The 25,972-nt window shown below is 46.9% G+C and carries 21 protein-coding genes; 12 read left to right on the top strand and 9 right to left on the bottom strand.

What is annotated here, in order from left to right; all coding sequences use genetic code 11:
• Positions 1-50: 50 nt before the first annotated feature.
• The 6 genes from J0L70_RS06785 to J0L70_RS06760 form a co-directional block, all read right to left on the bottom strand.
• Positions 51-3,188 carry an efflux RND transporter permease subunit gene (locus J0L70_RS06785; RefSeq protein ID WP_287453707.1) on the bottom strand — a complete coding sequence of 1,046 codons (3,138 nt, stop codon included), beginning with the start codon at positions 3,186-3,188 and terminating at the stop codon, positions 51-53.
• 35 nt (positions 3,189-3,223) lie between these two features.
• Entirely contained in the window at positions 3,224-4,885 is a 1,662-nt protein-coding gene (locus J0L70_RS06780) for an efflux RND transporter periplasmic adaptor subunit (RefSeq protein WP_287453706.1), read from the bottom strand.
• A gap of 162 nt (positions 4,886-5,047) precedes the next feature.
• Positions 5,048-5,995 carry an RNA polymerase sigma factor, RpoD/SigA family gene (locus tag J0L70_RS06775; RefSeq protein ID WP_287453705.1) on the bottom strand — a complete coding sequence of 316 codons (948 nt, stop codon included), beginning with the start codon at positions 5,993-5,995 and terminating at the stop codon, positions 5,048-5,050.
• Positions 5,996-6,240: 245 nt separating this feature from the next.
• The gene (locus tag J0L70_RS06770; protein ID WP_287453704.1) at positions 6,241-6,714 is read right to left on the bottom strand and encodes a DUF2808 domain-containing protein; all 474 of its coding nucleotides are present in this window, start codon (positions 6,712-6,714) and stop codon (positions 6,241-6,243) included.
• Positions 6,715-6,769: 55 nt separating this feature from the next.
• Complete coding sequence (locus J0L70_RS06765) at positions 6,770-7,096, bottom strand: hypothetical protein (protein WP_287453703.1); 327 nt, start codon at positions 7,094-7,096, stop codon at positions 6,770-6,772.
• Between the two features lie 249 nt (positions 7,097-7,345).
• Positions 7,346-8,248: a cation diffusion facilitator family transporter gene (locus J0L70_RS06760; protein ID WP_287453702.1), complete on the bottom strand. Its 903-nt coding sequence runs from the start codon at positions 8,246-8,248 to the stop codon at positions 7,346-7,348.
• 204 nt (positions 8,249-8,452) lie between these two features.
• Here J0L70_RS06760 and J0L70_RS06755 point away from each other — a divergent pair, with 204 nt between their 5' ends.
• Complete coding sequence (locus J0L70_RS06755) at positions 8,453-9,274, top strand: C39 family peptidase (protein WP_287453701.1); 822 nt, start codon at positions 8,453-8,455, stop codon at positions 9,272-9,274.
• A gap of 11 nt (positions 9,275-9,285) precedes the next feature.
• Here the strand turns inward: J0L70_RS06755 and J0L70_RS06750 are convergent, their stop codons facing one another.
• Entirely contained in the window at positions 9,286-10,029 is a 744-nt protein-coding gene (locus J0L70_RS06750; RefSeq protein WP_287453700.1) for a ZIP family metal transporter, read from the bottom strand.
• 380 nt (positions 10,030-10,409) lie between these two features.
• Between J0L70_RS06750 and J0L70_RS06745 the strand changes: the two genes are divergently transcribed.
• The 8 genes from J0L70_RS06745 (at position 10,410) to mrdA (ending at position 18,581) form a co-directional block, all read left to right on the top strand.
• Positions 10,410-10,790, top strand: coding sequence for an ArsR/SmtB family transcription factor (locus J0L70_RS06745; protein ID WP_287453699.1), 381 nt, complete (start codon positions 10,410-10,412; stop codon positions 10,788-10,790).
• A gap of 72 nt (positions 10,791-10,862) precedes the next feature.
• Positions 10,863-12,914 (top strand): heavy metal translocating P-type ATPase, encoded by a 2,052-nt coding sequence (locus tag J0L70_RS06740; protein WP_287453698.1) that lies wholly within the window; start codon positions 10,863-10,865, stop codon positions 12,912-12,914.
• Between the two features lie 75 nt (positions 12,915-12,989).
• Entirely contained in the window at positions 12,990-13,922 is a 933-nt protein-coding gene (locus tag J0L70_RS06735) for a vitamin K epoxide reductase family protein (protein ID WP_287453697.1), read from the top strand.
• An 8-nt stretch (positions 13,923-13,930) separates the two neighbouring features.
• Positions 13,931-14,572: a cation diffusion facilitator family transporter gene (locus J0L70_RS06730; RefSeq protein ID WP_287453696.1), complete on the top strand. Its 642-nt coding sequence runs from the start codon at positions 13,931-13,933 to the stop codon at positions 14,570-14,572.
• Between the two features lie 18 nt (positions 14,573-14,590).
• Positions 14,591-15,418, top strand: coding sequence for a CPBP family intramembrane glutamic endopeptidase (locus J0L70_RS06725; protein ID WP_287453694.1), 828 nt, complete (start codon positions 14,591-14,593; stop codon positions 15,416-15,418).
• A gap of 72 nt (positions 15,419-15,490) precedes the next feature.
• A complete protein-coding gene (locus J0L70_RS06720; RefSeq protein ID WP_287453693.1) occupies positions 15,491-15,952 on the top strand; it encodes a transposase family protein in 462 nt (153 codons plus the stop codon).
• Positions 15,909-16,706, top strand: a complete 798-nt coding sequence (locus tag J0L70_RS06715) for an ISL3 family transposase (RefSeq protein ID WP_287453692.1) — start codon at positions 15,909-15,911, stop codon at positions 16,704-16,706. Before J0L70_RS06720 ends, J0L70_RS06715 begins: the two co-directional genes overlap by 44 nt.
• A 57-nt stretch (positions 16,707-16,763) precedes the next feature.
• Positions 16,764-18,581 carry a penicillin-binding protein 2 gene (gene mrdA, locus J0L70_RS06710; RefSeq protein WP_287453690.1) on the top strand — a complete coding sequence of 606 codons (1,818 nt, stop codon included), beginning with the start codon at positions 16,764-16,766 and terminating at the stop codon, positions 18,579-18,581.
• 329 nt (positions 18,582-18,910) lie between these two features.
• Here mrdA and J0L70_RS06705 read toward each other — a convergent pair whose 3' ends face one another.
• Positions 18,911-19,273, bottom strand: coding sequence for a transposase family protein (locus tag J0L70_RS06705; RefSeq protein WP_287453688.1), 363 nt, complete (start codon positions 19,271-19,273; stop codon positions 18,911-18,913).
• Positions 19,274-19,338: 65 nt separating this feature from the next.
• Positions 19,339-20,952, bottom strand: coding sequence for an ATP-binding protein (locus J0L70_RS06700; RefSeq protein WP_287453687.1), 1,614 nt, complete (start codon positions 20,950-20,952; stop codon positions 19,339-19,341).
• 901 nt (positions 20,953-21,853) lie between these two features.
• On the opposite strand from J0L70_RS06700, the gene J0L70_RS06695 reads away from it, so the two are divergent.
• Genes J0L70_RS06695 through J0L70_RS06685 form a run of 3 tightly spaced genes read left to right on the top strand, consistent with a single transcriptional unit; the run spans position 21,854 to position 25,934 of the window.
• Entirely contained in the window at positions 21,854-23,821 is a 1,968-nt protein-coding gene (locus tag J0L70_RS06695) for a heavy metal translocating P-type ATPase (RefSeq protein WP_287453686.1), read from the top strand.
• Positions 23,822-23,875: 54 nt separating this feature from the next.
• Positions 23,876-24,547 carry a class I SAM-dependent methyltransferase gene (locus J0L70_RS06690; protein ID WP_287453685.1) on the top strand — a complete coding sequence of 224 codons (672 nt, stop codon included), beginning with the start codon at positions 23,876-23,878 and terminating at the stop codon, positions 24,545-24,547.
• Positions 24,548-24,575: 28 nt separating this feature from the next.
• A complete protein-coding gene (locus J0L70_RS06685; RefSeq protein WP_287453684.1) occupies positions 24,576-25,934 on the top strand; it encodes a cytochrome P450 in 1,359 nt (452 codons plus the stop codon).
• Positions 25,935-25,972: the final 38 nt, after the last annotated feature.

Genomic DNA, 25,972 nt, shown 5'->3' with positions numbered 1-25,972 from the left:
TCATCGATCGATGAACACAAGCTGACATTCTGCGATCGACTTATTCAGAATCACGCATTACTGTTGATCTCTTCCAACGCAGTATGAGGATCATTCTGGTTAGTAGAGGTAGACGACTTCGGAAACAACACTTTACCGAACTTGGCGTACAAAGCAGGCAACATGAGCAAGGTCAATGCGGTTGAGGTAAACAATCCACCCAGAACCACGATCGACAATGGCTGCAAAATTTCCTTACCAGGTCCACCTTCAGCAATCAGTGGAAATAATCCTAATGCTGAAGTAAATGCAGTCATTAGAATCGCGTTCAATCTTTCCTGAGAGCCTTTGATAATGACATCTTTGAACGACATTCCTTCTGCAAATTTAGCGTTGTAGTTATCGACGAGGAGTAACCCATTCCGAGTTGCGACACCAAACAGGGTCACGAATCCGACAAGTGATGCGATCGACAAAATTCCGCCAGATAACGCGACCGCAATCACACCTCCAACTAAGCCGATGGGTAGGTTGACCATGATCATCAGCGTCGAAGGAATTGATTTCACTGAGAAATACATCAGAACCGTGATCACTACGAACGCGATCGCGCTAAAGAGGAGAATGTTTTGGCTTGCACGTTCTTCAGCTTCAAACTGTCCACCGTACTGGACAAAGTATCCCGCAGGCAATTGGACGTTCTCTTTCACCTTTGCCTGAATGTCATTGACCACGGATCGTAAATCTCGTCCTTTGACATTTGCCGACACAATGATCAATCGAGAAACATTCTCACGGTTGATCGTATTCGGTCCGGTTCCTTTCACAACGCGGGCAACTTGCGCGAGTGGAATTTTTTGACCGTTTGCTGTATCCACTAATAGATTCTCGATCGTCTCCAAACTATTCCGAGCTTCTGGCTTCAACCAAACGACTAAATCGAAGGTCTGCTGATTCTCTAGAACTTGAGAGACGACGCGCCCATTTAGAGCCGTCTCGATCGTTTCAGACAATGCTCCAACCGATAAACCATATCGACTAGCAGCAGCTCGATCGAACTTAATTTGAACTTGTGGAATCGGCACTTGTGGCTCAAGCTGTAAGTCGAGAATGCCATCGATCGACTTCATCTGGGTTTCGATTTGTTGTCCGATTGTGCGAAGCTGATCGAGATCTGCGCCGAAGATTTTCACCGCGATCGCGCTTCTCACTCCAGAGAGTACCTCATCCATTCGGTGAGAGATAAAGCCACCAATGTTCGGAGCCGCGCCCGGAATTTTACTAAACTCTTCGCGCATTTTCTCCATACTGGCAGCGCGATTTTTCATCCCTTCTTCGCTCAGTCCAATGTCAATGTGAGCTAGATTTACACCCGCCGCGTCTCCATCTCCTAAAGCACGACCGGAACGGAGTTGAACATAGCTATAACGCGGATCGTTTTTCAGCGCTTCTTCAACGACAAAACCCGCTTTATTGGTGGCATCAAGCGAAGAACCTGGGTAGAGCATTAATGTATTGACGAGCGTTTGCTCTTGAAACTCTGGCAAGAAAATTCGACCTAATCCAGGAATAATTGCGAATGAAGCCGCCGTTACCCCTAATGCAGTGGCAATGATTAAAGTCGATCGACGCATTGAGAAAATTAAAAGCGGCTCATACAATCGTTTGAAAAATCGCGCTGTCCAGGTTTCGTTACTGGGTAAACGACCACTGGGTAATAACAATGCACAAAGCGCGGGCGTAATGGTTACTGCGGTCAAACTTGAGGCGAGAACGGTGACTAGATAGCCAATTCCCATTGGCGAGAAAATGCTGCCTTCAACCCCCGTCAGTGCAAAGATTGGAGCAAAAACAACAACCGTGATTAAGGTGGCTCCAAACACAGAATCTGTGAGATCAGCGCAACCCTGATAAACCACTTCCAAAGCGGGACGAGGATTTGATGATTGGCGATTTTCGCGCAGGCAACGGAACGCATTTTCGGCATAGACGATCGCATCATCCACAGCAGACCCGATCGCGACTGCTAATCCCCCTAATGTCATCGTATTTAAGCTTTGACCGAGTAGACTCAGCGCTAATAATCCTAGCAATAACGACAAAGTTAGGGCAGAGATACAGACTGCAAGAATTCGCCAATTCATCAAGAAGGGAATCAGAATGATTGCCACAATGATCCCACCTTCGACTAATGCCGATCGCACATTATCCACTGAAGTTTGAATGTATTCTTCCTGCCGAAATGTGCGCGTGACTTTCGTTCCCTTCGGCAATCCAGGTTCTAAATCCTTGATTGCAGCTTCAACCCCACGGGCAACGCTGGGAGTATCTGCCATCGGTTGCTTATTCACCATCAAAATAATCGCAAGCTGACCGTTAAGACTGCCATCCCCACGCTTGATTCCTGACCCAATTTGCACCTCTGCCACATCCATCAATCGTACTGGAGTGCCTTGGCGAGAAGTAATCACAGACTGCTTTAGATCGTCTAAATTCTCAATCCGCCCAATGCCTCGCACTAATGTTTCTTGATCAGATGTAATTAAATACCCGCCCGAAGCATTACTATTTGAGCTTCTCACCGCTTCAGAAATTTGATTCAGCGATACATTGAATGCCTTGAGTTTCTGCGGATCAACTAACACTTGAAACTGTCGCTCATCTCCACCGAATGCCAGCACCTGACTCACACCCGGAACTGACATCAAACGATTCGTGACTTGCCAATCGATCGCTCGTCTTAGCTCCATCATCGAAGTCTGCCCGTCAGTCGTAAAAGCATATTTCACCACAGTTCCGATCGGCGAAGTCGGTGGCGAAATTTGCGGGGCTGCGGCTCCTTCAGGTAGCTTACTTTGAGCAAGTTGCAATCGTTCTGTTACTAGCTGTCGTGCCTTATAAATGTCAGTGCCCCAGCTAAAGACTACCCGAACCACAGAAATTCCGGTAGCAGATGACGATCGTACCGTTGTCACTCCCGGCGTACCATTGATCGAGCTTTCGAGCGGTAAACTAATCAGTGATTCGACTTCTTCCGGGGCGAGTCCCGGCGCTTCGGTTTGAATTTCGATTTGTGGGGGAGCGAATGACGGTAGCACGTCGAGCGGCATCTGGGTGACAGTGCGCCCAATCCAGAACACAACGACGATCGCGCCAATCACAACGAGCCAGCGCTGTGCGATCGCCCATTTCACAATGGCATTTAACATAACAGAGCTATCTTTGAAAGGTTAGGGACTAAGGGTTAAGCTTCTTCGCGCTGATTCTTTTCGTCGGAATCGTGAACAATTTTTCTGAATGGAATCACAGGATGTCCACCTTCTCCATCGATTACTTGCGGATGCTCCCATCCATGAGTATTGGCAAGTTGCATCTGGGCGATCGTCGATTGCATTCGTCGTCTTGCGACATACATTCCACCGAAAAAGGTTCCAAGCACAATGACTCCGCCGCCTGCTGCCATTGCCCAACCTGGAATTGGGAGCGCAGAATTAGTGGCTTCAGGAGCTTTCTCTTCGCTATGTCCGCCTTCTGCTTCACCACTACCGCGTAAAGACTGAGCTTGAAGCTGATTCGCTCGTTGAGTCACCACCATGTCGCCATCAAATAGTCCTTTAGTAATTTCGACCCAATCGCCAGAAGTCCGTCCTAGCTCAACATCGACGGCTTTGAAGTCATTGCCGTTTTGAACATAAACAGTGTTCTTTTTGTTCACTTCAACGATCGCTGAACGTGGAACCGCTAACACCGCAACCGGAGTTTTGTCGGTTAGGACTTCGATTTGAGCAAACATTCCAGGCTTGAGCATTCCACTGGAGTTATCGAGTTCTGCTCGAACTGGAACGACACGAGTTTCACCCTCAACCGTTGAACCGATGGTTTTGATTCGTCCGGTAAATGATTTGTTCGGTAAGCTTGCCACCGTGACCCGCACCTGCTGACCTTCGGAGACTTTCTCTAAGTCTTTCTCGTAGACATTCGCGCTTGCCATCACTGCTTGACTATCCACGATCGTCATCAAGACTTTCCCTGCATCTTGAGCGGATTCTCCCGGTGTCGTTTCGCGACTCGCAACTGTTCCTGAAATTGGAGCCGTCACCGTAATTGTGCCGTCAGGATTCGCATTTGCACCCAGTTGACGTAAGCGAGTTTCGTAGGTTTGACCGCTTAATTCAACTTGCGATCGTGCCGTGTCCAAGGCTGCCTGAGCGCGTTCTAGCTGTGCTTGCGCTTCCGAAACGGGTAAACGGCTCTCGGCTCTCGAATATTCCGCCTGAGCTTGGGAAAATCTGGTTTGAGACTCTCTTGCATTGCGTTGAGGTAAGGCACCTTGTTTCGCGAGATCTTGATCTTTGGTGTAGCTTTCTCGCGCAAAATCTAACGAGGATTTCGCTTGCTGAATTTCCTTATCCGCGATCGTGCGTTGTCTAGCAAGGTTGCTTTGTGCCAGTCTCAAATCAGCCTCGGCTTGCTGTACACTCCCCACGGCTGACGTTCTGCGGTCTTGGGCTTCGGTTCGCAACGTTGCTAAATCAGGGCTTGAAATCAGTGCGATCGCTTGTCCCGCTTGTACCTTATCTCCGGGTTGAGCGAACATCTGAATTACCGTTCCCCCGGTCGGATTCGTCACTTGCACTCGCTTATTGGGTAGGGTTTCAATTTGCCCTGTCGTTTGGACTCCAAACGGCAATCGCTGACGAGTGACTGACTCTACTTTCAATCCCATTCGCTTTGCTGTTTCGCCATCCACCTTTACGGCTCCGCCCGTCTGAGGTGCATCTTCTTTGAAACTGCCAGCGCCGTGATCGTGTCCCGGACCTGCTAACACCATTGTCGGAGTCGTTGCTAAGAATAGGCTGAAGACAAGGCTCGACAGCAAGGATTTGGAGCGGCGAATTGATTTCATAGAGAGTCCTCTATCAGATAGGGTCAAGGGGAAAAGCAGCCTCACCTAACCAATTTTTCATAGCGCGATGAAAGTAGGATGAAAAAACTTGAAGTTTGATGTCGTTATATACGGAATTCTTTGCAATTCCGTATATAACCTCTGCAAAAGTACGCTTGACGTTCAAGACGTGAGGTAAAGCTGTAACTGCGATCGTTGACGTAGATCTCCTAAAGCTTGCCGCTCCAACTGCCGAACTCGCTCTTTGCTCAAATCCAACCGAGTCCCAATCTGCGACAGCGACAAAGCTTCTCCATCAATCAACCCAAATCGCAAAGTGAGGATTTTTCGTTCCCTCTCAGAAAGACGATCAAGCGCGGATTGAATGTCCTGTTGCAGCATCGTGTGGGTTAAATCCTCTTCGGGTGAAGCATATTCAGATTCGAGCAAATCTTGTAGCACCGCTTCTTGAGCCTCAGAAATTGGCTGATTGAGCGATCGAGGATATTTCGCAACAGTTAAATATTCTCGAACTTGTTCTGGTGACAAATCAATTTCCTGAGCAATTTCCGAAACGGTAGCTGTTCGCCCAAGTTGCTGCGCTAAAGTTCGTTGAGCCTTTTTGATTTTGTTCAGCTTTTCGGTCACATGAGTAGGAAGCCGTAAAGTGCGCGAGTAAAGAGCTAAATAGCGAGTAATCGCCTGCCGAATCCACCAGTAAGCATACGTTGAAAATCGATATTGCTTTGCGGGATCAAACTTCTCGATCGCTCGTTCTAGTCCAAGTGAACCTTCTTGAATCAGATCGAGTAAGTCAACATTGCGCTTCTGGTAGCGTTTCGCGATCGACACCACAAATCGTAAGTTCGATTCAAGTAGTTTTTGTTTTGCCTGACTTCCAACCGCGATCGCTTCGGTTAATTCTGTTTCAGTTTGCTTTGCTGCGGTTGCCCATTGCGCGATCGTCGGTTCTCGTTGTAATTGAACAACCAATGATGCTCTAATCTGCTGAAGTTGAACAAGCAGTTGCACTTGTTGCCCGTAATGCAGTTCTTGATCTGCCTTCAACAGTGGAAAACGTCCAATATCTTGTAAATAGAGATGCACCAAATCAGAATTAGCCGTATCCATAAACCCCCTCACACGGGTTATCTTGGTCAACAGTTTTACAAATAAAGATGAAAACAGGATGAAAATTTGCAGAGTTTCGGAAGACTCGCGCAGCTTAGAACATCCAAAAAAACATCTGAAGTTTCCAACAAAAGAAACTCCAGATGAAAATTGGTGTAAAGACAAAACTCATTCATTCAAAGTTTTAGTCTTAGTACATCATTTTGCCTGCTGCTGATGAAAACTGTGTGAAATTTGCGATCGTCTTAGATGCGACCATAACGTGTTGTGACTTGAATAGTTCCTAGAGCGATTTCAGAACCGAGTCCAACGACCTGACTACTGACTGAGAAGAAAGCTGTCGGCAGCGCATTGGGGTTCTGAACGTTCTTCAAGTCAAGTCTAAGAACAGTGTCAGGCTTCACAGGTTGGGCAAATGCGATCATTGCCGTTTCTCCATTCATCGAAATGGTTGCAGCGATGGGCTTGTTGAATTGGTCAAAGACTTGAATGTTTTGGCTGAGTTGAACAGAGTCTTGTGCTTTAACCATCAACGCTGAAACTTCTTGTCCCATCACATGAACTTTCAGCGAGTAGCTTCCAGGTTGAAACTTAGCATTGTTGAGATTAGCAGAGCTACCTGCAAGATGAGGTACTTTTGCACTTCCAGATGCTTGAGCGGCAGTACCAAAAGCAAGCAGGACGATCGTGGCGGTTGCAGCCGAAAGAAACCGTTTCATGAACATTCTCCTAAGTTGTAAAAGAGTTTAAGGGTAAGCGTTTGAGAGAGTCTGTCTACTGATTCGGACAAGCTTGCACAGCGGCTAATGCCTCTTTTGCTTGTCCTCCTGCGGTTACAGGTCGCAGTGTGCAAGAACCTCTACCGCTTGCTTCAGCAGACTCTTGAGTTGAAACAACAGAAACAGATGAGGGTTGATCTGGATTAGTGTTGCTTTGTGGATTGACTGGTTGACTGGATTGGTTACGCTGCCCAGTCAAGGAGCGCATTACTGACTGTCCAGTGGTTCCAGCCGAAACACCGTGCGAATTTGCAGATGCAACTGCACCCAAGGATACAATGCCGATCGCTAGAGCAGCACCAAAAACAAATCTCTTCATCATAAAACTCCTAGTGTCCTGACTAAATCACCAAAAAATAAGCAGCGAGAATCACTTGTTTGATTCATAGTGCAAATAAAGTAGAACAGGTGTTAATGTCATGTTCTATATCTTTAATCATGATGGTTGGGAATGAAATAATAGTGAAAAAATGAAGCAAACTCAAGTCAACTGTGAATCGGTGAGGTGAAATGCCTGAGCGGTAAGAATGTTTAGTTGAGGCGATGATGCGATCTTCATTCTAATTTCTGACTAAACTACATTCTCTGGCGCAAGCGCACAGGGCTGTCCTGAATCTCCCAATTCAATTTGAATGGTTGCGTGTTCGATGCTGAAATTTTCATGCAGGTCACGATAAATCTCAGCTAAGAAGGCATCGCCCGGATGACCATTTGGTATGACTAAATGAGCCATCAAGGCTGTTTCTGTTGTACTCATCGCCCAGATGTGCAGATCGTGTACTCCGGTAACGCCCGGACGCTCTAAAAGATAGGTTCGCACGGCTAAAGGTTCAATGCCTGCGGGAACTGCATCGGTTATCAAGCTCAAGGCATCGCGAAAGAGTTGCCAAGTGCTGACGACAATGACGATCGTCACAATCAAGCTCGTGGCTGGATCAAACCGTTGCTGTCCCGTCAATACGATCGCAATTCCCGCCAAGACAACCCCCAGTGACACCCCCGCATCTGCCGCCAAATGCAAAAATGCGCCGCGAATATTCAAATCTCGCTCTCGTCCTGACAGAAACATCAAAGCACTCACGGTATTAATCGCAATCCCGGTCGCTGCCACAATAATCACTGTATCTCCCTCAACTGGAGCCGGATCACGAAAGCGCTGAATTGCCTCCCAACCGACTCCGCCCGACACAATAAATAAAAAGACTGCATTCGCGAACGCTGCCAAAATTGACGATCGACGCAATCCAAACGTATATCGTGTACTCGGTTGCCGCTGAGCTAAAAGACTTGCTCCCCAAGCTAGGAGTAATCCTAAAACATCACTGAGATTGTGCCCTGCATCTGCTAAGAGTGCTAATGAATTCGCAAGAATGCCATAGAAAGCTTCAATGATGACAAAGGTAGTGTTCAAGGCAACACTGATCACGAAAGCGCGATTGTAGTTCGTAACGCTGTGAGCGTGGTTGTGTGACATCGTAATTCTTTTACAAATGTAGGTTAGAGCCTTGTTCAAAGCTTACTACAGCCAGGAGAATAGCAAGCACCAATGAAAATAGGATGAAATTTTCTAAGTTTTGCTAGCTTTAGTAGAAAGAAATTGCGATCAAGAAAGTACAGCAATGTTTGGGAAATCTGGATTAGTCAGTGGGTATCTACTCAGGCAGTCAAGCATCAAACCATGAAACTCAAAGTTCTCCAAAACACCTTTTTTAAGCAATCAACCGCAAATTCGGCTCAACTTCCAGCACAGTCAAAAGTTGCTGTCGCAGCCGGAACTGAGTTTGAGATCCATTCTTGGAAAGCGATCGAGCAAAATCATCTCCGCATTGCACTTCTGGACGAATTCTTAGGTAATCCGCCTCAGAATACATGGACAGTCTACACACCGCACATTCAGCTTGTAAATCCACGCGGCATAGTTGTTACACCCCAGACCGCAAACCAGCTTCCCAGAGTTCCAGATTTAGGACTAGGGCTGCCGAAAACAAAGTTACTGAATGTGCCTTACCACACTCAGCTTAATAATGCGTTGAATCCAATGGGGGCTTGTAACGTCACTTGTTATGCAATGGTGATGCGTTACTTTCAGATTCCAAAACGAACAAATGCGGTGCAATTTGAAGATGAACTGTATCGCTACTTAGAGAGCCGCAATCTTTCGCGTCATGATCCGGGAGATTTAGCGGAAATGGGACGTGAGTATGGACTCAATGTCGATCTGACGCTGCGGGGTAGTTTGATGGACATTCGACGAGCAATCGCACAAGGAAAGCCCTGCATCGTTCATGGCTACCTTACTAGCTTCGGTCACATTATCGTCATTCGAGGATACGACCAAAAAGGCTTCTTTGTGAATGATCCGTTTGGCGAATGGTTTGAATCCGGTTATCGCAATGACTTTTCTGGCGAGAATTTGCACTACTCAAATCAACTGATTCAATCGAAATGTTCTCCGGAGGGATCGAACTACCTCTGGCTACACCGGATCTCAAAAGCCTAATTTCACCCCAATCAGTGATCAAATGAATTACTTTGCTGGCTTTCTAATAGAAAAATCATTAGAAAGCCAGCAAAGAAAGTCGCTGTTAACAGCGGCGACTCTTCGATTTCGTGTGCTTCAGTGAGTAACTCTTCCGTGACTAGAAATAACAGTGCTGCGGTTCCGAACGCAATCAAGCCTGCTAATGCTACTCCAGTAAATGCTTGAGATAATAATCCTCCGGTTACTGCACTCAGCACAAACAGCAGGCTCAAACCTGCAAGGACGATTAGTGTCTTGCGCTGTGGAATGCGTTTTCCAGTTAAATTCGCAGTTGTCGCAATTCCCAGTGATAGCAACTCGATCGTCAAGGCAACCGTGAACAGAATGCCTTCTTTTGCGCCTGCGGCAAACCCGATGCCCAACATCAACCCATCGATCGCTAAATCAATTCCAGTTGCCATCAAAAAACCACTGGGTAGCCGTCCGGATTGCTCTTTTTCGGCGGATTCGGCTCGACTTGTCCAAGAGCGAATGGCTAACATCAAAGCGGTTCCGATCGTAAACCCGATCGCGGTCGTTGCAATTTTATGCTCATGAACTAAATCCGGAATAAATTCCGCCGAGACGACCGCAAAAACAACCCCTGCTGCAAAATGTAAGACAGCGCTCCGCAGATTTTGTCCCGGAATGCGAACGGTAGCTGCACCACCTGCTAGAAGCATGATGACGGCAGGGATAAACGAAAAGTTAACAAGCTTCCACAACAGATCCATTGTTCTCCGGTCAGGCTTTAGAGCGTTGGTGTGGATAGACTACCAGAAATTCTTGCTTCCGCTTGCTCCCTTCAGAGAAATTGATGAATGAAGAAAGCCTGAAGGGTAGAAACTACAAGCTCAGGCTTTCTCAGCAGGGTGTGTGAGGAGTGACAACTGCGCTGAGGCGATAGCCTGAATCAGTGCAGCGATATTTCTACTTTAATCAGTAGGGATGAAACGCGGATGAAATTTTTGTCTAACTTGAGCAGAGAAATTATGGCAACAGAATCGAGATCAGAAATTGCGTAAAAAGCTTGATCCGAGATCGTAATCTGGACTATATTGAACCAATATCTGAATAAGTATTCAGATATTAAATTGATTCTAAGTCAGCCGCCGTGAGTAACCTTTCTCAATCCTCCGAGCTTTTGAATTGCGAAGTTCCAATCGTCCATCTCGATCAGGTTCGTCAAGTTCAGCCAGATTTACTAACCATGACGCAAGCGCAACACATGGCAGAATTCTTCGGTGTGTTAGCTGATCCGAATCGGTTGAGATTACTGTCTGCGTTGGCAAAGCAAGAACTCTGCGTCTGTGATCTAGCAGCAGCGCTAAAGATGAGTGAATCGGCGGTTTCTCATCAACTGCGAGTTCTCAGGGCAACTCGCTTGGTGAACTATCGCAAAGAAGGACGCAACGTTTACTACAGTTTGGCAGATCATCATGTTTTGAATCTCTATCAAGAGGTTCACGCGCATCTTTCTCACTCTGAAGTCTAAACCGTCGATTTTTTAACGCAACATCTGAATTTCTGCTCAGATATTCAAAAATGTACTCTCCAGGGAAACTCAATGAAAGCACGGAAACCAACTCAATCAAGCTGCTGTGGTCACGACGACGACCATGATCATCAGTCGCACAAAACGGCTCACGACCACACCGCAGGACATAGCCACAACGACGGTCATAGCCACAGTCACGACGATGATGACCATGATCATAGTCATGGCGGTGGGGATCTCAAGCAGGAAATCATCGTTACTGCGATCGTGGTTGTCTTATTCCTCGTCGGCTTCATTTTTGAGCAGCAATTGCACAACACGCCATACTCGATCGCGGAATACGCAGTGTTGATCCCGGCTTATCTCTTAAGCGGTTGGGGCGTTTTGAGCAGTGCGGGACGTAATATTCTCAAAGGACGACTGTTCGATGAAAACTTCTTGATGACGATCGCAACATTGGGCGCGATCGCGATTCACTTACTGCCGGAAGCCGTCGCGGTGATGCTGTTCTTCCGCATTGGAGAACTGTTTCAAGAATCTGCGGTGGGGCGATCGCGGAAATCCATTAGTGCCCTCTTAGAAGTTCGTCCCGATACTGCCAATCTAAAAATCAACGGAGAAGTGAGACAAGTTTCTCCAGAATCGGTCAAGATTGGTGACACAATTCTCGTCAAGCCTGGAGAAAAGGTTCCGCTCGATGGTGAAGTTTTAGACGGTAACTCACAGGTTGATACTTCTGCATTGACGGGTGAATCGGTTCCACGAACGGTCAAGCCCGGAGAAACAGTCCTGGCAGGAATGATCAATCAATCCGGTGTGCTGACCATCAAAACCACAAAGCTGTTTGGTGAATCGTCGATCGCTCGAATTCTAGAGCTAGTTCAGAACGCCAGCAGCAAGAAAGCCGAAACCGAGAAATTTATCCGCAAGTTTGCCAAAATCTACACGCCGATTGTGGTGTTTCTGTCGTTGGCAGTGGCAATCCTTCCGCCATTGTTCATGAACAATCCAACCGATGTCGATCGCTTCCGTTGGGTCTACAATGCTTTGGTTTTGCTGGTGATTTCCTGCCCATGTGGATTGGTGATTAGTATTCCACTCGGCTATTTTGGCGGTGTTGGAGGTGCAGCAAAACGAGGTGTGCTAGTCAAAGGCTCTACTTATTTAGATACACTCGCAGCCGTGAATACAGTTGTGTTTGACAAGACGGGGACTTTGACTCAAGGGGTGTTTAAAGTCGCTCAAATTATTCCAAAGAATGGCTTTACTGAAGAGAAGTTACTCGCCCTGGCAGCCCAAGTAGAATCCCATTCAAATCACCCGGTCGCACAGTCGATTCGGACAGCTTATGGTCAAGCGTTTAGCGCAGAGCGCAACTCCGAAGGAACCGACGAGTCTCAAGTTCAAGACTACAAAGAAATTGCAGGACATGGAATCCAAGCAAAAGTCGGGAATCAGCTTGTGATTGCAGGCAACGATCGACTATTACATCGTGAAAACATTGCTCATGATGTCTGTCAAGTGGATGGAACAGTCGTGCATCTAGCTGCTAACGGGACTTATGCAGGTCGGATTATCATTGCAGACGAGCTAAAAGAAGATGCAGTCGAGGCAATTCGATCGCTGAGAAAAATCGGCGTTGAGAAAACCATCATGCTGACAGGCGACAATCAAAGCGTTGCCGAGGGTGTCGCGAGACAACTCGGCTTGAGCGGCTATCGAGCGGAACTTTTACCGGAAGGAAAAGTCGAAGCGATCGAGCAGATTTTACGTGAGTCTGGCAAAGGAAAAGTTGCTTTTGTGGGCGATGGAATTAATGATGCTCCGGTAATTGCACGGGCAGACGTGGGGATGGCAATGGGTGGACTTGGCTCAGATGCCGCGATCGAGACGGCTGACGTGGTGATTATGACCGATGCTCCGTCCAAAATTGCTGAAGCGATTCAAATCGGGCGCAAGACGCACCGAATTGTGATTCAGAACATTGTGATGGCGATGGTAGTGAAAGGCTTCTTTATCATCCTGGGTGCATTCGGACTCGCAAGCCTCTGGGAAGCGGTATTTGCCGATGTGGGGGTGGCGCTACTTGCCGTTCTCAATGCAAATCGGGTTGTCAGATAACACAGATTGCTTTAGTGGGATGAAAAGTCTTCCTTCTCATCCCAAACTTATTGACATCATGAGGTTTAAGACTTTATGCCACGTAAACGATCGACCCCTTGGATTCACCGCTGGTCGCGCTTCATCATGGCAGGACTGGCAACGATCGGAGCCGTCGTAACGGGTTATTTAACGATCGTCAAATTCTCTCAGAGCGCGACGGCTTGCCCGACCAGCGGATGTGACATTGTTCTATCAAGTCCCTACGCAACTGTATTTGGATTGCCATTAGCGTTGTACGGATTCTTGGCGTATGTGAGTATGATTGTGTTTGCGATCGCGCCCTTGCTAATCAATCCCGAAAAAGACAAGACGTTGCGCTCAAAACTCGAAAACTGGACGGGGTTGCTTCTGTTTATGGGTGCAACGGCAATGGCAATTTTTAGCGGCTACTTAATGTATCTGATTGCATTCGAGATCAAAGCCGTTTGCGTTTACTGTGTGGGTTCTGCTTTACTATCGTTTAGTTTGTTTGTGTTGTCGATCGTCGGTCGCGATTGGCAGGATGTAGGACAACTCTTTTTTAGTGGAATTGTCGTCGCAATGGTTGTTCTGATTGGAACGATGGGCGTTTATGCTGGGGTGAAGAATCCTGAAATTGCCGATCGTGCCATTCCTGGAGAAGCAGGTTTACCGATTACGACTTCATCGGGTGCGGCTGAACTGGCGTTAGCGGCTCATCTCAAACAGGTGGGAGCGAAAATGTATGGTGCATTTTGGTGTCCTCACTGTCATGACCAGAAACAGCTTTTTGGCAAAGAAGCATTTAAACAGGTTGATTACGTCGAATGCGATCCGAAAGGGAAAAATCCGCAGCCTGATGTTTGTCAAGCAGAAGGTGTGAAAGGATATCCGACCTGGAAAGTAAGCGGTCAGACGGTTTCTGGAACACAATCTTTAGAAGAACTGGCACGGCTGTCAGGCTATCAAGGCGCACGTAATTTTCAGAACGTAAAGCCATCGCCTTAGTAAGAACATTGAATACTCTAAACACATCTCAAACTCAGCAGCAAAAGATAAAACGCCTCTGGTGGGTGCTTGGGTTACGCAGTGGGCTTTTTCTAGTCGAACTAGGAGCCGGACTTTGGAGCCATAGTCTTTCGCTGTTGGCAGGGTCAGGGCATCTATTCTCAGATTTGATTACGCTAGGAGTCACGCTACTAGCGACTTGGTTCACACAACGTCGCACTGCAAGCCAAACTGCAATCAGTCAAAATAGACGACTTGAAGCTGGGATTGCTTTGCTTAATGGAGTCAGCTTAGCGATCGTTGCGATTCTTCTCGGACGGGAAGCGATCGAGCATTTACAAAGCCCTGAACCTGTACTGGGCTTACCATTACTCGGTGCGGCGGGACTAAGTTTGATCATCAACGGTTTGAGTGTTTATCTATTGCACAATGACCATCATCACGATCTGAATTTACGCGGTGTGTTCTTGCATGGGGTTGCGGATGCGGCAAGTTCGATCGGGGTAATGGTCGCAGCTTTAGCGGTGTACTTTTTCAATTGGGTTTGGGTCGATGCTGCGATTGGTTTACTCGTTGCCTTACTGATTTGCCTCAGCACAATTTCTTTAGTAACAGATAGCTTACGAATTCTAAGGCATCACTCCGTCTAAACAGTTACAAATAACTGAATGTCTTTTTTATACCTATCGCCTCACATTGCTCGTTATCCTGCATCCGTACGATTAGCGATTTTCGTCGTTACTCTGTTGGGGCTATGGCTACCGATCTCAGTTCCGATTTACTGGATTTGGGGCACGAACAACCCAATCAGCATCATTACGGTTCTGGCACTTTATGGCGAATTTGTCGGGTTGCTTTGGATCTGGGGGCGAACAGTTCATCAAAAAATGCACCCGCTTCAGCGACATGGATTATCCAGAACTCGGCAGAATTGGCGAGAGCTAATCCAAGGATTGATGATTGGCGTTGTGAGCTTGTTCTGCTTGTTTTTAGTCGAAGGCGCGATTGGCTGGATTCGCTGGCAACCGATGCCACAAAACTTACTCAGAATCATCTTAGAAGGCTTGCTCGTCGCATTCGGGGTAGGACTTGCAGAAGAACTCCTCTTTCGCGGCTGGCTAGTCGATGAATTGCGGTGGAACTATCGGGCATCGATCGCAGTGTGGGTCAGCAGTCTCGTCTATGCTTCACTGCACTTTACTAAACCCTGGGTAGAAATTCTGCGGACGCTTCCTAGTTTTCCGGGATTGCTGCTATTGGGGTTAACGCTCGGTTGGGCGCGACAATTCCATCAGGGACGATTGGGATATGCGATCGGACTTCATGCAGGATTGGTCTGGGGCTACTACATCATCAATGTGGGAAATTGGGTGCAATATCTTGACCAAGTTCCGGTTTGGGTAACAGGCATTGATCGTAATCCACTTGCGGGTGGTATGGGATTGCTATTTCTCAGTGCGATTGCGCTAAATTTGCGTTCCAAACGTCAGACTTAGAGTGACTTTAGCAGCATGGTTGGGTCTATCGGCTGAGTTATGCTGGAAGTTGAGAACCTTATCCTGCGAACTATGCAACCGCTTCTGACTCAGCTACTGGACATCCCCGGAATGGCAGTCGAAGACTACCACAATACAGACAATGCGCTGATTCTAGAGGTAAGAGCAGACCGCACACGAGCCGTCTGTCCCCGATGTGGGCAGGAAAGTACGCAGTTGCATCAAAATCATCGGCATCGGGTGCGAGATTTGAGCATCAGTCAACATCGGGTGTTTCTGACCTTGAATCGACGACAGTTCAAATGCGCTGAGTGTCGAAAGCCGTTCAGTGAGGCGTTTGAGTTTGTGGGTAAGCGGCGGGAGTATACCGACCGCTTTGCCGAAATGATCGTCCAGCAAGTACGGCATAGCGATATGCACAATGTTGGGGTGAATCATGGCTTAACGGATGAGCAAGTGGCATCAATGGTGCAATACGTGAGTAAAAAAAATGCAAGTGGACGTGAGCGAGTTGCGACGATTGGGAATCGATGAAATTGCTTTGCGGAAAGGGCAAAAGGATTTTGTGGTTGTGTTAGTCGATTTAGACCGGAATGCGTTGATTGGAATGGCTCCCTCACGCAAGCAAGTTGATATTCAGCAGGTGCTAGACGGGTGGGGAAGTGAGATACTCAATCAAATCGTCGAGGTCAGCATCGACCTGTCCGGGAACTATCGAGGCTTGGTGCAAAAACAAATGCCGAATGCTCAAATTGTGGCAGACCGATTCCATGTGATGCAGTTGATGAGCAAAGAACTGAATACTCTTCGCAATCAAGAAATTCGTGCCATTGCTGCCCACCCGGATGAAGCCGAACGGACTGAAATGACGAAGCTCCTGAAATCGAGCAAATATGCGCTGCTGAAGCCAGAAGCGAACTTGACCGACAAGCAGAAAGCAACCCTGGAGCGAGTGAAACTGGTTTCACCAACTCTGGCACACCTACATCAGCAAAAAGAAGCCTTTCGAGACATTTTTGAAACCGCAATCGACTGGGAAGATGGCATGATTCGTCTGGCTCAATGGTTAGCTCAGGCACAAACGACCTTCCAAGAGAGTGTTGCCACAATTGATCGTTGGTTTGAAGAAGTGTCGAATTACTTCGAGCATCATACGACCAGTGGAGCGGTTGAAGGGATCAACAACAAACTCAAGTTGATTAAGCGGTCTGGCTATGGATTCAGGAACTTTGCCAATTTTGAGCTACGTTGTCTCATCTGCTGGCACTTAGATTTGACCTCTGCATAATTCAGGCGATAGACCCGCATGGTTTGAACGATCGCGATTTAATCTCAGCAAATTCATATGACTAAATTTCTACCATCTTCGGCTCATCGATTTAATCAGATTAATTTACGAGGACAGAAGACTACTCAACGCAAACGCAAGGCAATGGTTTTAATGCTGCTGACTGCATTAATTCTGCTAGGTGGGTTAGGCGGTCGCCTGTTTTACGTTCAAATCGTTCAAGGAAAGTACTATGCTCAACTTGCCCAGGAGAATCGGGTTCGACTGATTACGACACGAGAGGAGCGAGGAAGAATTGTCGATCGTCAAGGTCGAATTTTAGCAGGGAGCAAGCTTTCCTACTCGATCGCGCTTCAACCTTCGGCGCATCAGCCAACCGAGTGGACGACAATTCTTAGTCGCCTCTCGAAGATCCTAAACATTCCGACTGCTGACCTTCAAAATCGCTTAAACCAGGCGACGAATCGTTCCCAATGGGCTGTTGTTGTAAAACGAGGAATCAATGCCGCTCAAGTGACACAAATTAAGGAGCAACTTAGTAGTTTTCAAGGCGTTGAAGTTCGGCAAGATCTAATGCGTCACTATCCGAATGGAACGTTAGCGGCTCATGTTCTGGGATATGTGGGTGAGATCGATGCTGAAACAATGAAAGCTCGTCAAAGTCAGGAATATCATTTTGGTGATCTAATTGGTAAAGCAGGGATTGAATCCGTTTATGAATCTCAGCTTCGGGGACAGCAAGGCGGGCAGCAAGTTGAGGTAAATGGAGTTGGGCAAATTATCAAAAAGCTGGCTGATAAACCTGCTCAACCTGGACAAGAGATTCAACTCACGCTGGAGTTAGAGTTGCAGAAAGCAGCAGAAGTGGCACTGGGCGATCGTATTGGCGCGATCGTTGCGCTCAATCCTATGACTGGAGAAGTTTTGGCAATGGCAAGCCGCCCTGATTTTGATCCGAATCTATTTACTAAGCAAATAAGTTCCCAAACGTGGCAGCGACTTCAAGCAAAACAGTTTCCATTCGTCAATCGGGCACTTCAGGCATATCCGCCCGCCAGCACCTTCAAAATTATTACCACGATCGCGGCATTGGAATCCGGCAAATATAATGCTAATACCGTTCTTGATACTTATCCTGCGCTTTCGATCGGGGGTAGCCAAATTTGGGAATCAAATCGATCGGGATTCGGACGAGTGGGATTTGTAGATGCACTGGCTTGGAGTAGCAACACCTTTTTCAGTCAGGTAGCTGTCGGGATAGGAGCATCACCCATTCTTGACTGGGCAAGACGATTTGGAATGGGACAGAATACAGGGATTGAACTCTCAGCCGAAGAAGCACATGGGTTTGTGCCTGATCCAGATTGGAAGCAAAAGCAATTAAAAGAAGGGTGGTACATCGGTGATACGATCAATACCTCGATCGGTCAAGGATTGATGCAAGTTACGCCACTTCAAGCTGCTGTTATGTTCGCCGCTATAGGGAATGGAGGCTACCGTGTTCAACCTTTTCTGGTTAAAAAGAGTGCAACGATTTCATCACAACAGCAAGAAAGCTCCCTAAACCTCAAGCCTGAGACGCTTCGTGTTTTACAAGCAGGATTGCGAAGTGTCGTCAGTAAAGGAACCGGACAAGCACTAAATGTAACTACACTACCGTCTGTATCGGGTAAGAGTGGGACAGCCGAAGATCCGCCGCGTCCGACTCATGCTTGGTTTGGAGCTTACGCACCGAGTGACAAGCCTGAAATTGTAGTCGTTGCATTCGCTGAGAATGCGGGAAGTGGGGGTGGTGCGATCGCTGCACCGATGATTCGCCAGGTTATGAGCGCTTATTTCAACTCAAATCGATCTAATAACTTGATTAGCAGATAGATGAAAACAAAGTCATGCTTAAGTTTGTTGAAAACCTACCTTCAGATCCCCCCTGTAGGAATGTTATACGATTTAGCGCAATGCTCTACTTGTAAATCATCGCTACAATCTCGCCTTGGTAAACGTGAGCGCGTTCGCAGGCATATTCAGTGTGATTGTCGGTATCTTTTTTGTCACGGGTTAAGGCGCAGAATTGCCTGACTTGCAAGAAGTACTCAATCAGATCTTTGGACAAAGTAAGGTTTGGGTTTAGTAAGAAAAGGGAATATCGATCGTTCAAACTGGACATACAATTTCGCGATCGGCATCCCTTTTTAGATCAATGAACATTATCGGAAGAAATAGCGGCGAAAGTTATGCAGTCCACATCGACTCCCTGCTGGAAATTTGTATTTCTCTTGATCAGCAATCGTCAGATCATGTCTCTTGCCTTTATAGATGTCGCTCAGGCATTTCATTTTGCCTTGCCGTTTAGCAATCACTTTGTTCTTCACGGCGTGAGCTTTTTGCTTGCTGCCATAGTACTTTTTTCGCTTCTCCTTGTCTTGGGGACGATTGATCTTATAGGTTTGTACCACCAATAACGCATTCGAGTGCAGGATACTCGTTGATTGCTCAAACTTGTACAGGCTGGTTCCTATTAGACTTTGAAAGACGTGCGGCTTGTTTTGCAGACTTTGATAATTCAGCAAGAATATTGCTTAGAGCAATATTCTTGCTGTTTAGCTTATCCTATCTCCGATGAGGTTTATTTGCTCTAAGCTTGTGGTTCCACTCTACAAGCTTCAGGCTTCGTTCTAACAGGTACTGTAATTATAAATTCAGCGCCATTCCCTAAAACTGAATTGACTTCCAGAGATCCACCATGTTTATCAATCACAATAGAATGAGAAATTGCTAATCCTAACCCTGTTCCTTTACCAACTTCTTTTGTAGTGAAGACAGGATCAAAAATCTTTCGCTTGACTTGGTCGGTCATACCGATACCATTATCTCGAATAGAGATAACAACAAATTGGGAATCATTCGACAGATCAGTTTTAACAGAAATACGATTTGGATTAGCTTTTATTTCCTCAAAACTTCGTCCTTGGTTGAACTCTTCTAGCGCATCAATTGCATTAGACAACAAATTCATAAATACTTGATTGAGTTGCCCTGCATAACACTCTACTGAGGGCAATCTTCCATACTCTTTAATTATCTCAATTTCTGGGCGAGATTCGTTTGCTTTGAGGCGATGCTTGAGAATCAGTAATGTACTGTCAATTCCGGCGTGAACATCGAAAGCTACACAAGAAGTACTATCTGACCGTGAGAAAGTTCTTAAGCTAGTACTGATGTCTCGAATACGATCTACCCCCTCTTTCATTGAACCAATTAGCTTGGGTAAGTCTTCACGAAGATAATCTAAATCAATAGTAGCAACTTCTTCCTGGATGACTTGTCCTGGCTGAGGAAATTCTTCTTGATAGAGGTCGATTAACTTCAGCAGATCATTTGTGTACTCTAGTGCAGGTTGAATATTACCGGATAGAAATCCAATTGGATTGTTGATCTCATGAGCAATTCCAGCAACTAGCTCCCCAAGTGTAGACATCTTCTCGCTTTGGATAAGCTGAATTTGCGATTTTTGTAGCTCGGAAAGTGTCTGAGAGAGCGCAATGTTTGATTGTTGAAGTTCCTCAGTTCTCTCTACTACCTTTGATTCTAAAAGTTGGCGCTCTTGTTCCAGTGTCTGTTCTCGGCGATGCAAATTTTCAATCGTCATCTGCTGCATCTTCAAATTGACCTGTAGATATCGTCGAAACAACAATGAAAAAGCAGAAACTAGAGATAGAACGATTAAAAGCGAACCAAAATTTGCCCAGAATGTTAGCCTGGCAGTTGTCTCAGCAGCTTCTGCGGCTGCATTACTAATGGATTCATACAGCTTCTCATAACTTAAATCAACTTGCGTTTCATCAACTTCTAGAGCTTTTTCTATTTGGTTAGATTCTAGAAGCTTTAGAAGTTGATTTACAGCAGTTGCATAAGTTTGATATGCCAATTCAACCTTCTGTAGCTGCTCTTGCGAAGAAGCGGTTGTTTTTAATGCATCTAAACTATGATTTGCCTGCTCTCTTTGTCTATTTAGAGCTTCCTTTAATTCAGAAGTGTTCTTCCTTTTAGCAATTGCCCTCCATTCCAAAGCATCTAAACGGTTTGCTACAGCTTGCAAATGAGTGAGTTCTAGCTCGTGCTTTGCCGCTTTATCTGATTGAGCATTTAACGTCGCGATACCAGCAGTTGCTGCAACAATTGCTGAGAGTGCTGCTCCTAGTAATAACCAACGACAAGACTGCTTTGGGAGAAATATAATACGATGCATTGAAGACTGGCAGGAATTTTGCTTCGCCTAATTGTTCCCACATCCTTTCAGAAAATAACGCTGGCTCAGTGGGAAGACCTCTGCTGTCATCTTCCAGTTATCAACGTAAAGCATTGAGCATTGATTCCTGACGGGCTGCACAGTAATCACCCGATCTTAGAAATTGTGCTAAATCAGGCTCTTCAGATTGCCGTCTTTTCTCCATTTTCTACAATAGACCTTTTGCGTGATAACTCAAAAAATGGCTACAAGCTTTATGGGATAAGCATTTCAATCATTAATCCATAAAATCAGCTACAAGTACTGCGGTATATAGGTTTTAGGGCAATTTCTCTGTTATCACGCAAAACGTTTAATACATTAATCCTGTCTGTGATGGTGATTCTCAAGTATGTATGATTACGCAGGAGATATCTTGTGTAACATTCTTCAGTGTTCGATTCAGCTTTTTGAGATTTCACCTAATCTATCTATCAAGTGACAGCGACATGGCAGGCAGGCGACAGCCAGAAATCCTGTTCAACGACCGCTTATAATTGTCGCAACAACTACGATCAAAGTCGAAAGATACATACAATGAGCAATGTGTGTGTGATGTTTAGGCTGACGTTCTACGGGAGATGCGCTGCACGAAGCGTTCGCATCTTTAGAACAGGATTTCTGGCTGTCGTTCCGCCGATCATCACTGTTATTTAAATCTATCAGCGTTCTTCCTCAACCGTCTGTTTGATGAAGGTTCTGAATCACCTCGCGATTGTTGCACAGTTGCAAGGCACTATGCACTCCTCTGCTCGACAGGTTTCTTTACAAAAATACATACTCAATGCACCTCGACTATTTGCTGAAATTAGCATATCATGATTTACTGATATGCTGTTTGCGAATTCCCAAGAGTGATGCCATGTCTTCAAACGAAGGACGAAAAGCGCTCCGGTTACAACGGTCTGACATCCACAGTCAAGACGCTGACCAAGACTCTGATGATGTAGAAGGGTTTGAGGGTTCTTGGTATGCATTTCCTCCCATTCGGAATGCATTGATTGCAGGTGCGTTATTGGTGACAGGTTGGTTCGTCAGCCAGTTTCAGGTTCTGGTTTACATCCCCGTTGGCATTTTCGGTCTGGCTATTTTGATTGGTGCTTATTACTGGGCACGAGAAGGTTGGGAAGAATTTGTGGAAGAACGGGAGATTGGCATTGAAGCATTAATGTCGTTTGCCACTTTGGGCGCTGTCATTTTAGGGCAATGGTTTGAAGCTGCCTTTCTGGTGTTTCTCTATGCTGGAGCCGAATCGATCGAAGAATATACGTTTGCCCGCACTCGTACTGCCATTCGTGCGCTGCTCGATCTAGTGCCAGAAACCGCCGCGCTTCTGACCGATGCGGGAGAGGTGCAAATTTCCGCGAAGGAACTTGAAGCTGGCAATTTATTTCTGGTTCGTCCGGGTGAACGCATTCCCACCGATGGCGAAATCATTGAGGGAGCCAGCAGTATTGATGAGGCAGCCGTCACCGGAGAATCAGTTCCGGTTGAAAAAGCTGTGAGTGACAAAGTATTTGCTGGAACGATTAACACGACAGGCATCCTCAAGGTGCGAGCAACGACCAGTTTTGCTTCTAACTCCCTGCAAAAGATTATTCAAACGGTTGAGGAAGCCCAAGGTGTGAAGTCTAGTGCTCAACGCTGGATCGATCGCTTTGGTCGCCGCTACAGCCCTGCTGTCCTAGTTGTTGCCCTGCTCCTAGTCGTTATTCCATACCTAATGAAGGCTAACTTCGCCCTCTGGTCGGTTCGAGCGGTTGTTCTGCTCGTGGCGGCAGCTCCTTGTGCCCTAGTGATCTCGACCCCCGTTGCGATCTCAGCCGCGATCGGGCGATCGGGTCGAGAAGGTGTGTTAATCAAAGGTGGCATTCATTTAGAGAACCTGGCAAAGATCCGAGTAGTGGCGTTTGACAAAACTGGCACCCTCACTCGCGGCAAACCAGTTGTGACGAATGTTTTCTCAACGACCAATGAAACCGCCTCACTGCTGCGTCATGCTGCTAGTATCGAGCATTTAAGCGAACATCCACTCGCGAAAGCCATTGTAGAAAACGCGCAGGCAGAAGGAATTGCGATCGCACCAGTGCAAAATTTTCAATCGCTTACCGGGGCAGGTGCAAAAGCTGATATAGACGGGCAAACAATTTATATCGGTAGTCCAGGGCTATTCCGACAACTGCGGGTTCTCTTAGAACAATTGGAATCTGAAATTGAGCGATTGCAAGCAGAAGGCAAGACAGTGGTTCTGGTTGGCACTCAAGATCGGATTGAGGGTTTATTTGCTATCCGAGACGAACCCCGCTCAGCGGCGAAACGGGCAATTCAACAACTGCACAAGATGCAGGTCAAAGTCGCGATGCTAACTGGAGACAATGCCCGAACTGCTAAAGCGATCGCGACTGAACTCGGTATTGACGAAGTTCGGGCTGACCTCAAACCGGATGACAAGGTGAAAGCGATTCAGGAGCTTGAACAGCAGTATGGTCCGGTTGCGATGACTGGAGATGGGATCAACGATGCTCCAGCACTGGCAACGGCAACTGTCGGACTGGCAATGGGCACAGCCGGAACTGATGCGGCAATCGAAGCTGCTGATATTGCGTTAATGGGCGATGATCCCAGCCGGGTTGCGTATGCCTTGAAACTGGCTAAAGCCAGTCAGCGTATCAGTTTTCAAAACATTGTCTTCTCGATTCTGGTGCTGGTCATTCTGATTCCCGGTGCGATTCTAGGCTTGTTGGGAATTACGGCTGCGGTTTTTGCCCATGAAGCTAGTGAACTGCTGGCGATCGCTAATGGCTTACGGATTACTCGGCAACGGCTATAGCGGTTGCTAACCATTAATGCTCCTATCAATCACACAATTACGGAGAACTTGAACATGAACCAAAACGGAATGAATTACATACCAGCCCTTAAACACAACTGGCTGACCCCACTGTATGACCCCTTAATTCACTGGTTTGAGTCTGCCTTTAAGCCGCAACTGGTCAAACAAGCCAAAATTGCAAGTGGACATCGAGTTCTTGATCTTGGCTGTGGGACAGCAACACTCACGCTCCTGATAAAACAAACTCAACCGGATGCAGCGGTTGTTGGACTGGATGGCGATCCAAACATTCTTGAAATCGCCAAAGCAAAGGCGGCGAAAGCGGGTTTGCTAATTACCTTGGATCAGGGGATGTCTTTTGATCTGCCCTACCCTGACAACTCTTTCGATCGCGTTCTTTCAAGCCTAGTGTTTCATCACTTGACGCGAGAAAATAAAATTCGCACCTTAAAGGAAGTGTTTCGAGTCCTCACCCCCAATGGAGAACTGCACATTGCGGATTGGGGTAAAGCACAGAACGCATTGATGCGTATGGCATTTCTACCTGTACAGATGCTTGATGGCTTTCGTACAACAGCCGATAACGTAAAAGGCTTATTACCCGGACTGTTGAGTACTGCTGAATTTGAGGATATTCAGCAAACAGTCCACTATTCAACACTGCTTGGAACGCTCACGTTGCTACAAGCCCGAAAACCTGTTTCATCTAACAAAAAGTCTTAATGTTTGTCGTTAATTAAAAGGAATTTCCATGACTCAAGATATCTTCGACCTGCCTGGACCTCAAGGTAATTCCATCGTCGGGAGTTTGGTTGATTTAGGTAACGATCCATTAGCCTTTTTAACTCGCTGTGCCCGTGAGTATGGCGATATTGTGCCGCTGCACTTGGGCTTAACGTCTGCCTGCTTAATCACCCATCCCGACTACATCGAGCAAGTGCTGAAAGACCGGGAGAAATTTATTAAGAGCCGAGGATTTCGGATTCTAAAAACTTTACTAGGCGAAGGATTGCTCACGGCTGAAGGGGATTCCTGGCTGCGGCAGCGCCGTTTAGCTCAACCTGTATTTCATCAGTCGCGCATTCAAGGCTATGGCGAAGCGATGGTGAACTACGCCGAGCGCATGGTTAACACCTGGCGTGATGGAGAAGAGCGCGACATTCACGCTGATATGATGCGTCTCACGCTTAACATCATCATGAAAACAATTTTCAACCAGGATGTAGATGAGGGAGAAGCAAATGCGGTTGCCCGTGCGCTGGATGTGACCATGAACTGGTTTGAAAGCAAGCGCAGGCAAGGCTATCTGGTGCTGGAATGGTTTCCCAGACCAGAGAATATCCGATACCGTCAGGCGATCGCCGAAATGGATGAAGCGATCTACACCCTGATTCGCCAGCGCCGCTTCAGTAACGAAGATGCTAGTGATTTGTTGTCAATGTTGATGCAGGCTCGTGATGAAGAAACGGGCAATCAGATGGACGACAAGCAATTGCGCGATGAGGTGGCGACTCTGATGCTAGCAGGGCATGAGACAACTGCCAACGCGCTCTCGTGGACCTGGATGCTCTTATCAGACTATCCAGACGTGCGAACCAAGTTGCAGAACGAGTTGCAAGAGGTGCTGGATGGTCGCGCTCCTACGGTTGCTGACCTGCCTCGTTTGAATTACACGAACATGGTCGTGAAAGAGGCAATGCGGCTTTATCCGCCTGTTTCCCTTTTTGGACGAGAAGCTGTCGAAGATTGCACAATTGGAGACTATACGGTGCCTGCTGGAACCGTGGTCATGATCAGTCAGTGGGTCATGCATCGCAGTCCTAAGTATTTCGACAATCCAGAAGCGTTTCAACCAGAGCGCTGGGCAGACGATCTGGAGAAAAAGCTGCCGCGAGGCGTTTACATTCCCTTTGGCGATGGTCCGCGCATCTGTATTGGCAAAGGCTTTGCCCTGATGGAAGCTGTTCTGCTGCTGGCGACGATCGCGCAACGCTTCCAACTCGATGTCACACCGAGCTGTCCCATTATTCCCCAGGCTTCCATCACACTCCGTCCCGAATGCGGCATCTTGGTACGGCTGCGATCGCTAAGTCTTCAACCTCAGTCCTGAAAACTTCCGTTCATCGACACTTGCCAGCAAATGAGCCA

Source organism: Leptolyngbya sp. UWPOB_LEPTO1 (assembly GCF_017302695.1).
In the GTDB taxonomy this organism is placed as follows: Bacteria; Cyanobacteriota; Cyanobacteriia; order Leptolyngbyales; family Leptolyngbyaceae; genus Leptolyngbya; species Leptolyngbya boryana.
This window is presented reverse-complemented; position numbering and strand designations above follow the sequence as displayed.

Excerpts from the sequence above, each read along its gene's own strand:
- J0L70_RS06785 (WP_287453707.1), bottom strand. The coding sequence starts at position 3,188 with ATGTTAAATGCCATTGTGAAATGGGCGATCGCACAGCGCTGGCTCGTT.
- J0L70_RS06780 (WP_287453706.1), bottom strand. The coding sequence starts at position 4,885 with ATGAAATCAATTCGCCGCTCCAAATCCTTGCTGTCGAGCCTTGTCTTC.
- J0L70_RS06775 (WP_287453705.1), bottom strand. The coding sequence starts at position 5,995 with ATGGATACGGCTAATTCTGATTTGGTGCATCTCTATTTACAAGATATT.
- J0L70_RS06770 (WP_287453704.1), bottom strand. The coding sequence starts at position 6,714 with ATGAAACGGTTTCTTTCGGCTGCAACCGCCACGATCGTCCTGCTTGCT.
- J0L70_RS06765 (WP_287453703.1), bottom strand. The coding sequence starts at position 7,096 with ATGATGAAGAGATTTGTTTTTGGTGCTGCTCTAGCGATCGGCATTGTA.
- J0L70_RS06760 (WP_287453702.1), bottom strand. The coding sequence starts at position 8,248 with ATGTCACACAACCACGCTCACAGCGTTACGAACTACAATCGCGCTTTC.
- J0L70_RS06755 (WP_287453701.1), top strand. The coding sequence starts at position 8,453 with ATGAAACTCAAAGTTCTCCAAAACACCTTTTTTAAGCAATCAACCGCA.
- J0L70_RS06750 (WP_287453700.1), bottom strand. The coding sequence starts at position 10,029 with ATGGATCTGTTGTGGAAGCTTGTTAACTTTTCGTTTATCCCTGCCGTC.
- J0L70_RS06740 (WP_287453698.1), top strand. The coding sequence starts at position 10,863 with ATGAAAGCACGGAAACCAACTCAATCAAGCTGCTGTGGTCACGACGAC.
- J0L70_RS06735 (WP_287453697.1), top strand. The coding sequence starts at position 12,990 with ATGCCACGTAAACGATCGACCCCTTGGATTCACCGCTGGTCGCGCTTC.
- J0L70_RS06725 (WP_287453694.1), top strand. The coding sequence starts at position 14,591 with ATGTCTTTTTTATACCTATCGCCTCACATTGCTCGTTATCCTGCATCC.
- J0L70_RS06720 (WP_287453693.1), top strand. The coding sequence starts at position 15,491 with ATGCAACCGCTTCTGACTCAGCTACTGGACATCCCCGGAATGGCAGTC.
- J0L70_RS06715 (WP_287453692.1), top strand. The coding sequence starts at position 15,909 with ATGCAAGTGGACGTGAGCGAGTTGCGACGATTGGGAATCGATGAAATT.
- mrdA (WP_287453690.1), top strand. The coding sequence starts at position 16,764 with ATGACTAAATTTCTACCATCTTCGGCTCATCGATTTAATCAGATTAAT.
- J0L70_RS06700 (WP_287453687.1), bottom strand. The coding sequence starts at position 20,952 with ATGCATCGTATTATATTTCTCCCAAAGCAGTCTTGTCGTTGGTTATTA.
- J0L70_RS06695 (WP_287453686.1), top strand. The coding sequence starts at position 21,854 with ATGTCTTCAAACGAAGGACGAAAAGCGCTCCGGTTACAACGGTCTGAC.
- J0L70_RS06690 (WP_287453685.1), top strand. The coding sequence starts at position 23,876 with ATGAACCAAAACGGAATGAATTACATACCAGCCCTTAAACACAACTGG.
- J0L70_RS06685 (WP_287453684.1), top strand. The coding sequence starts at position 24,576 with ATGACTCAAGATATCTTCGACCTGCCTGGACCTCAAGGTAATTCCATC.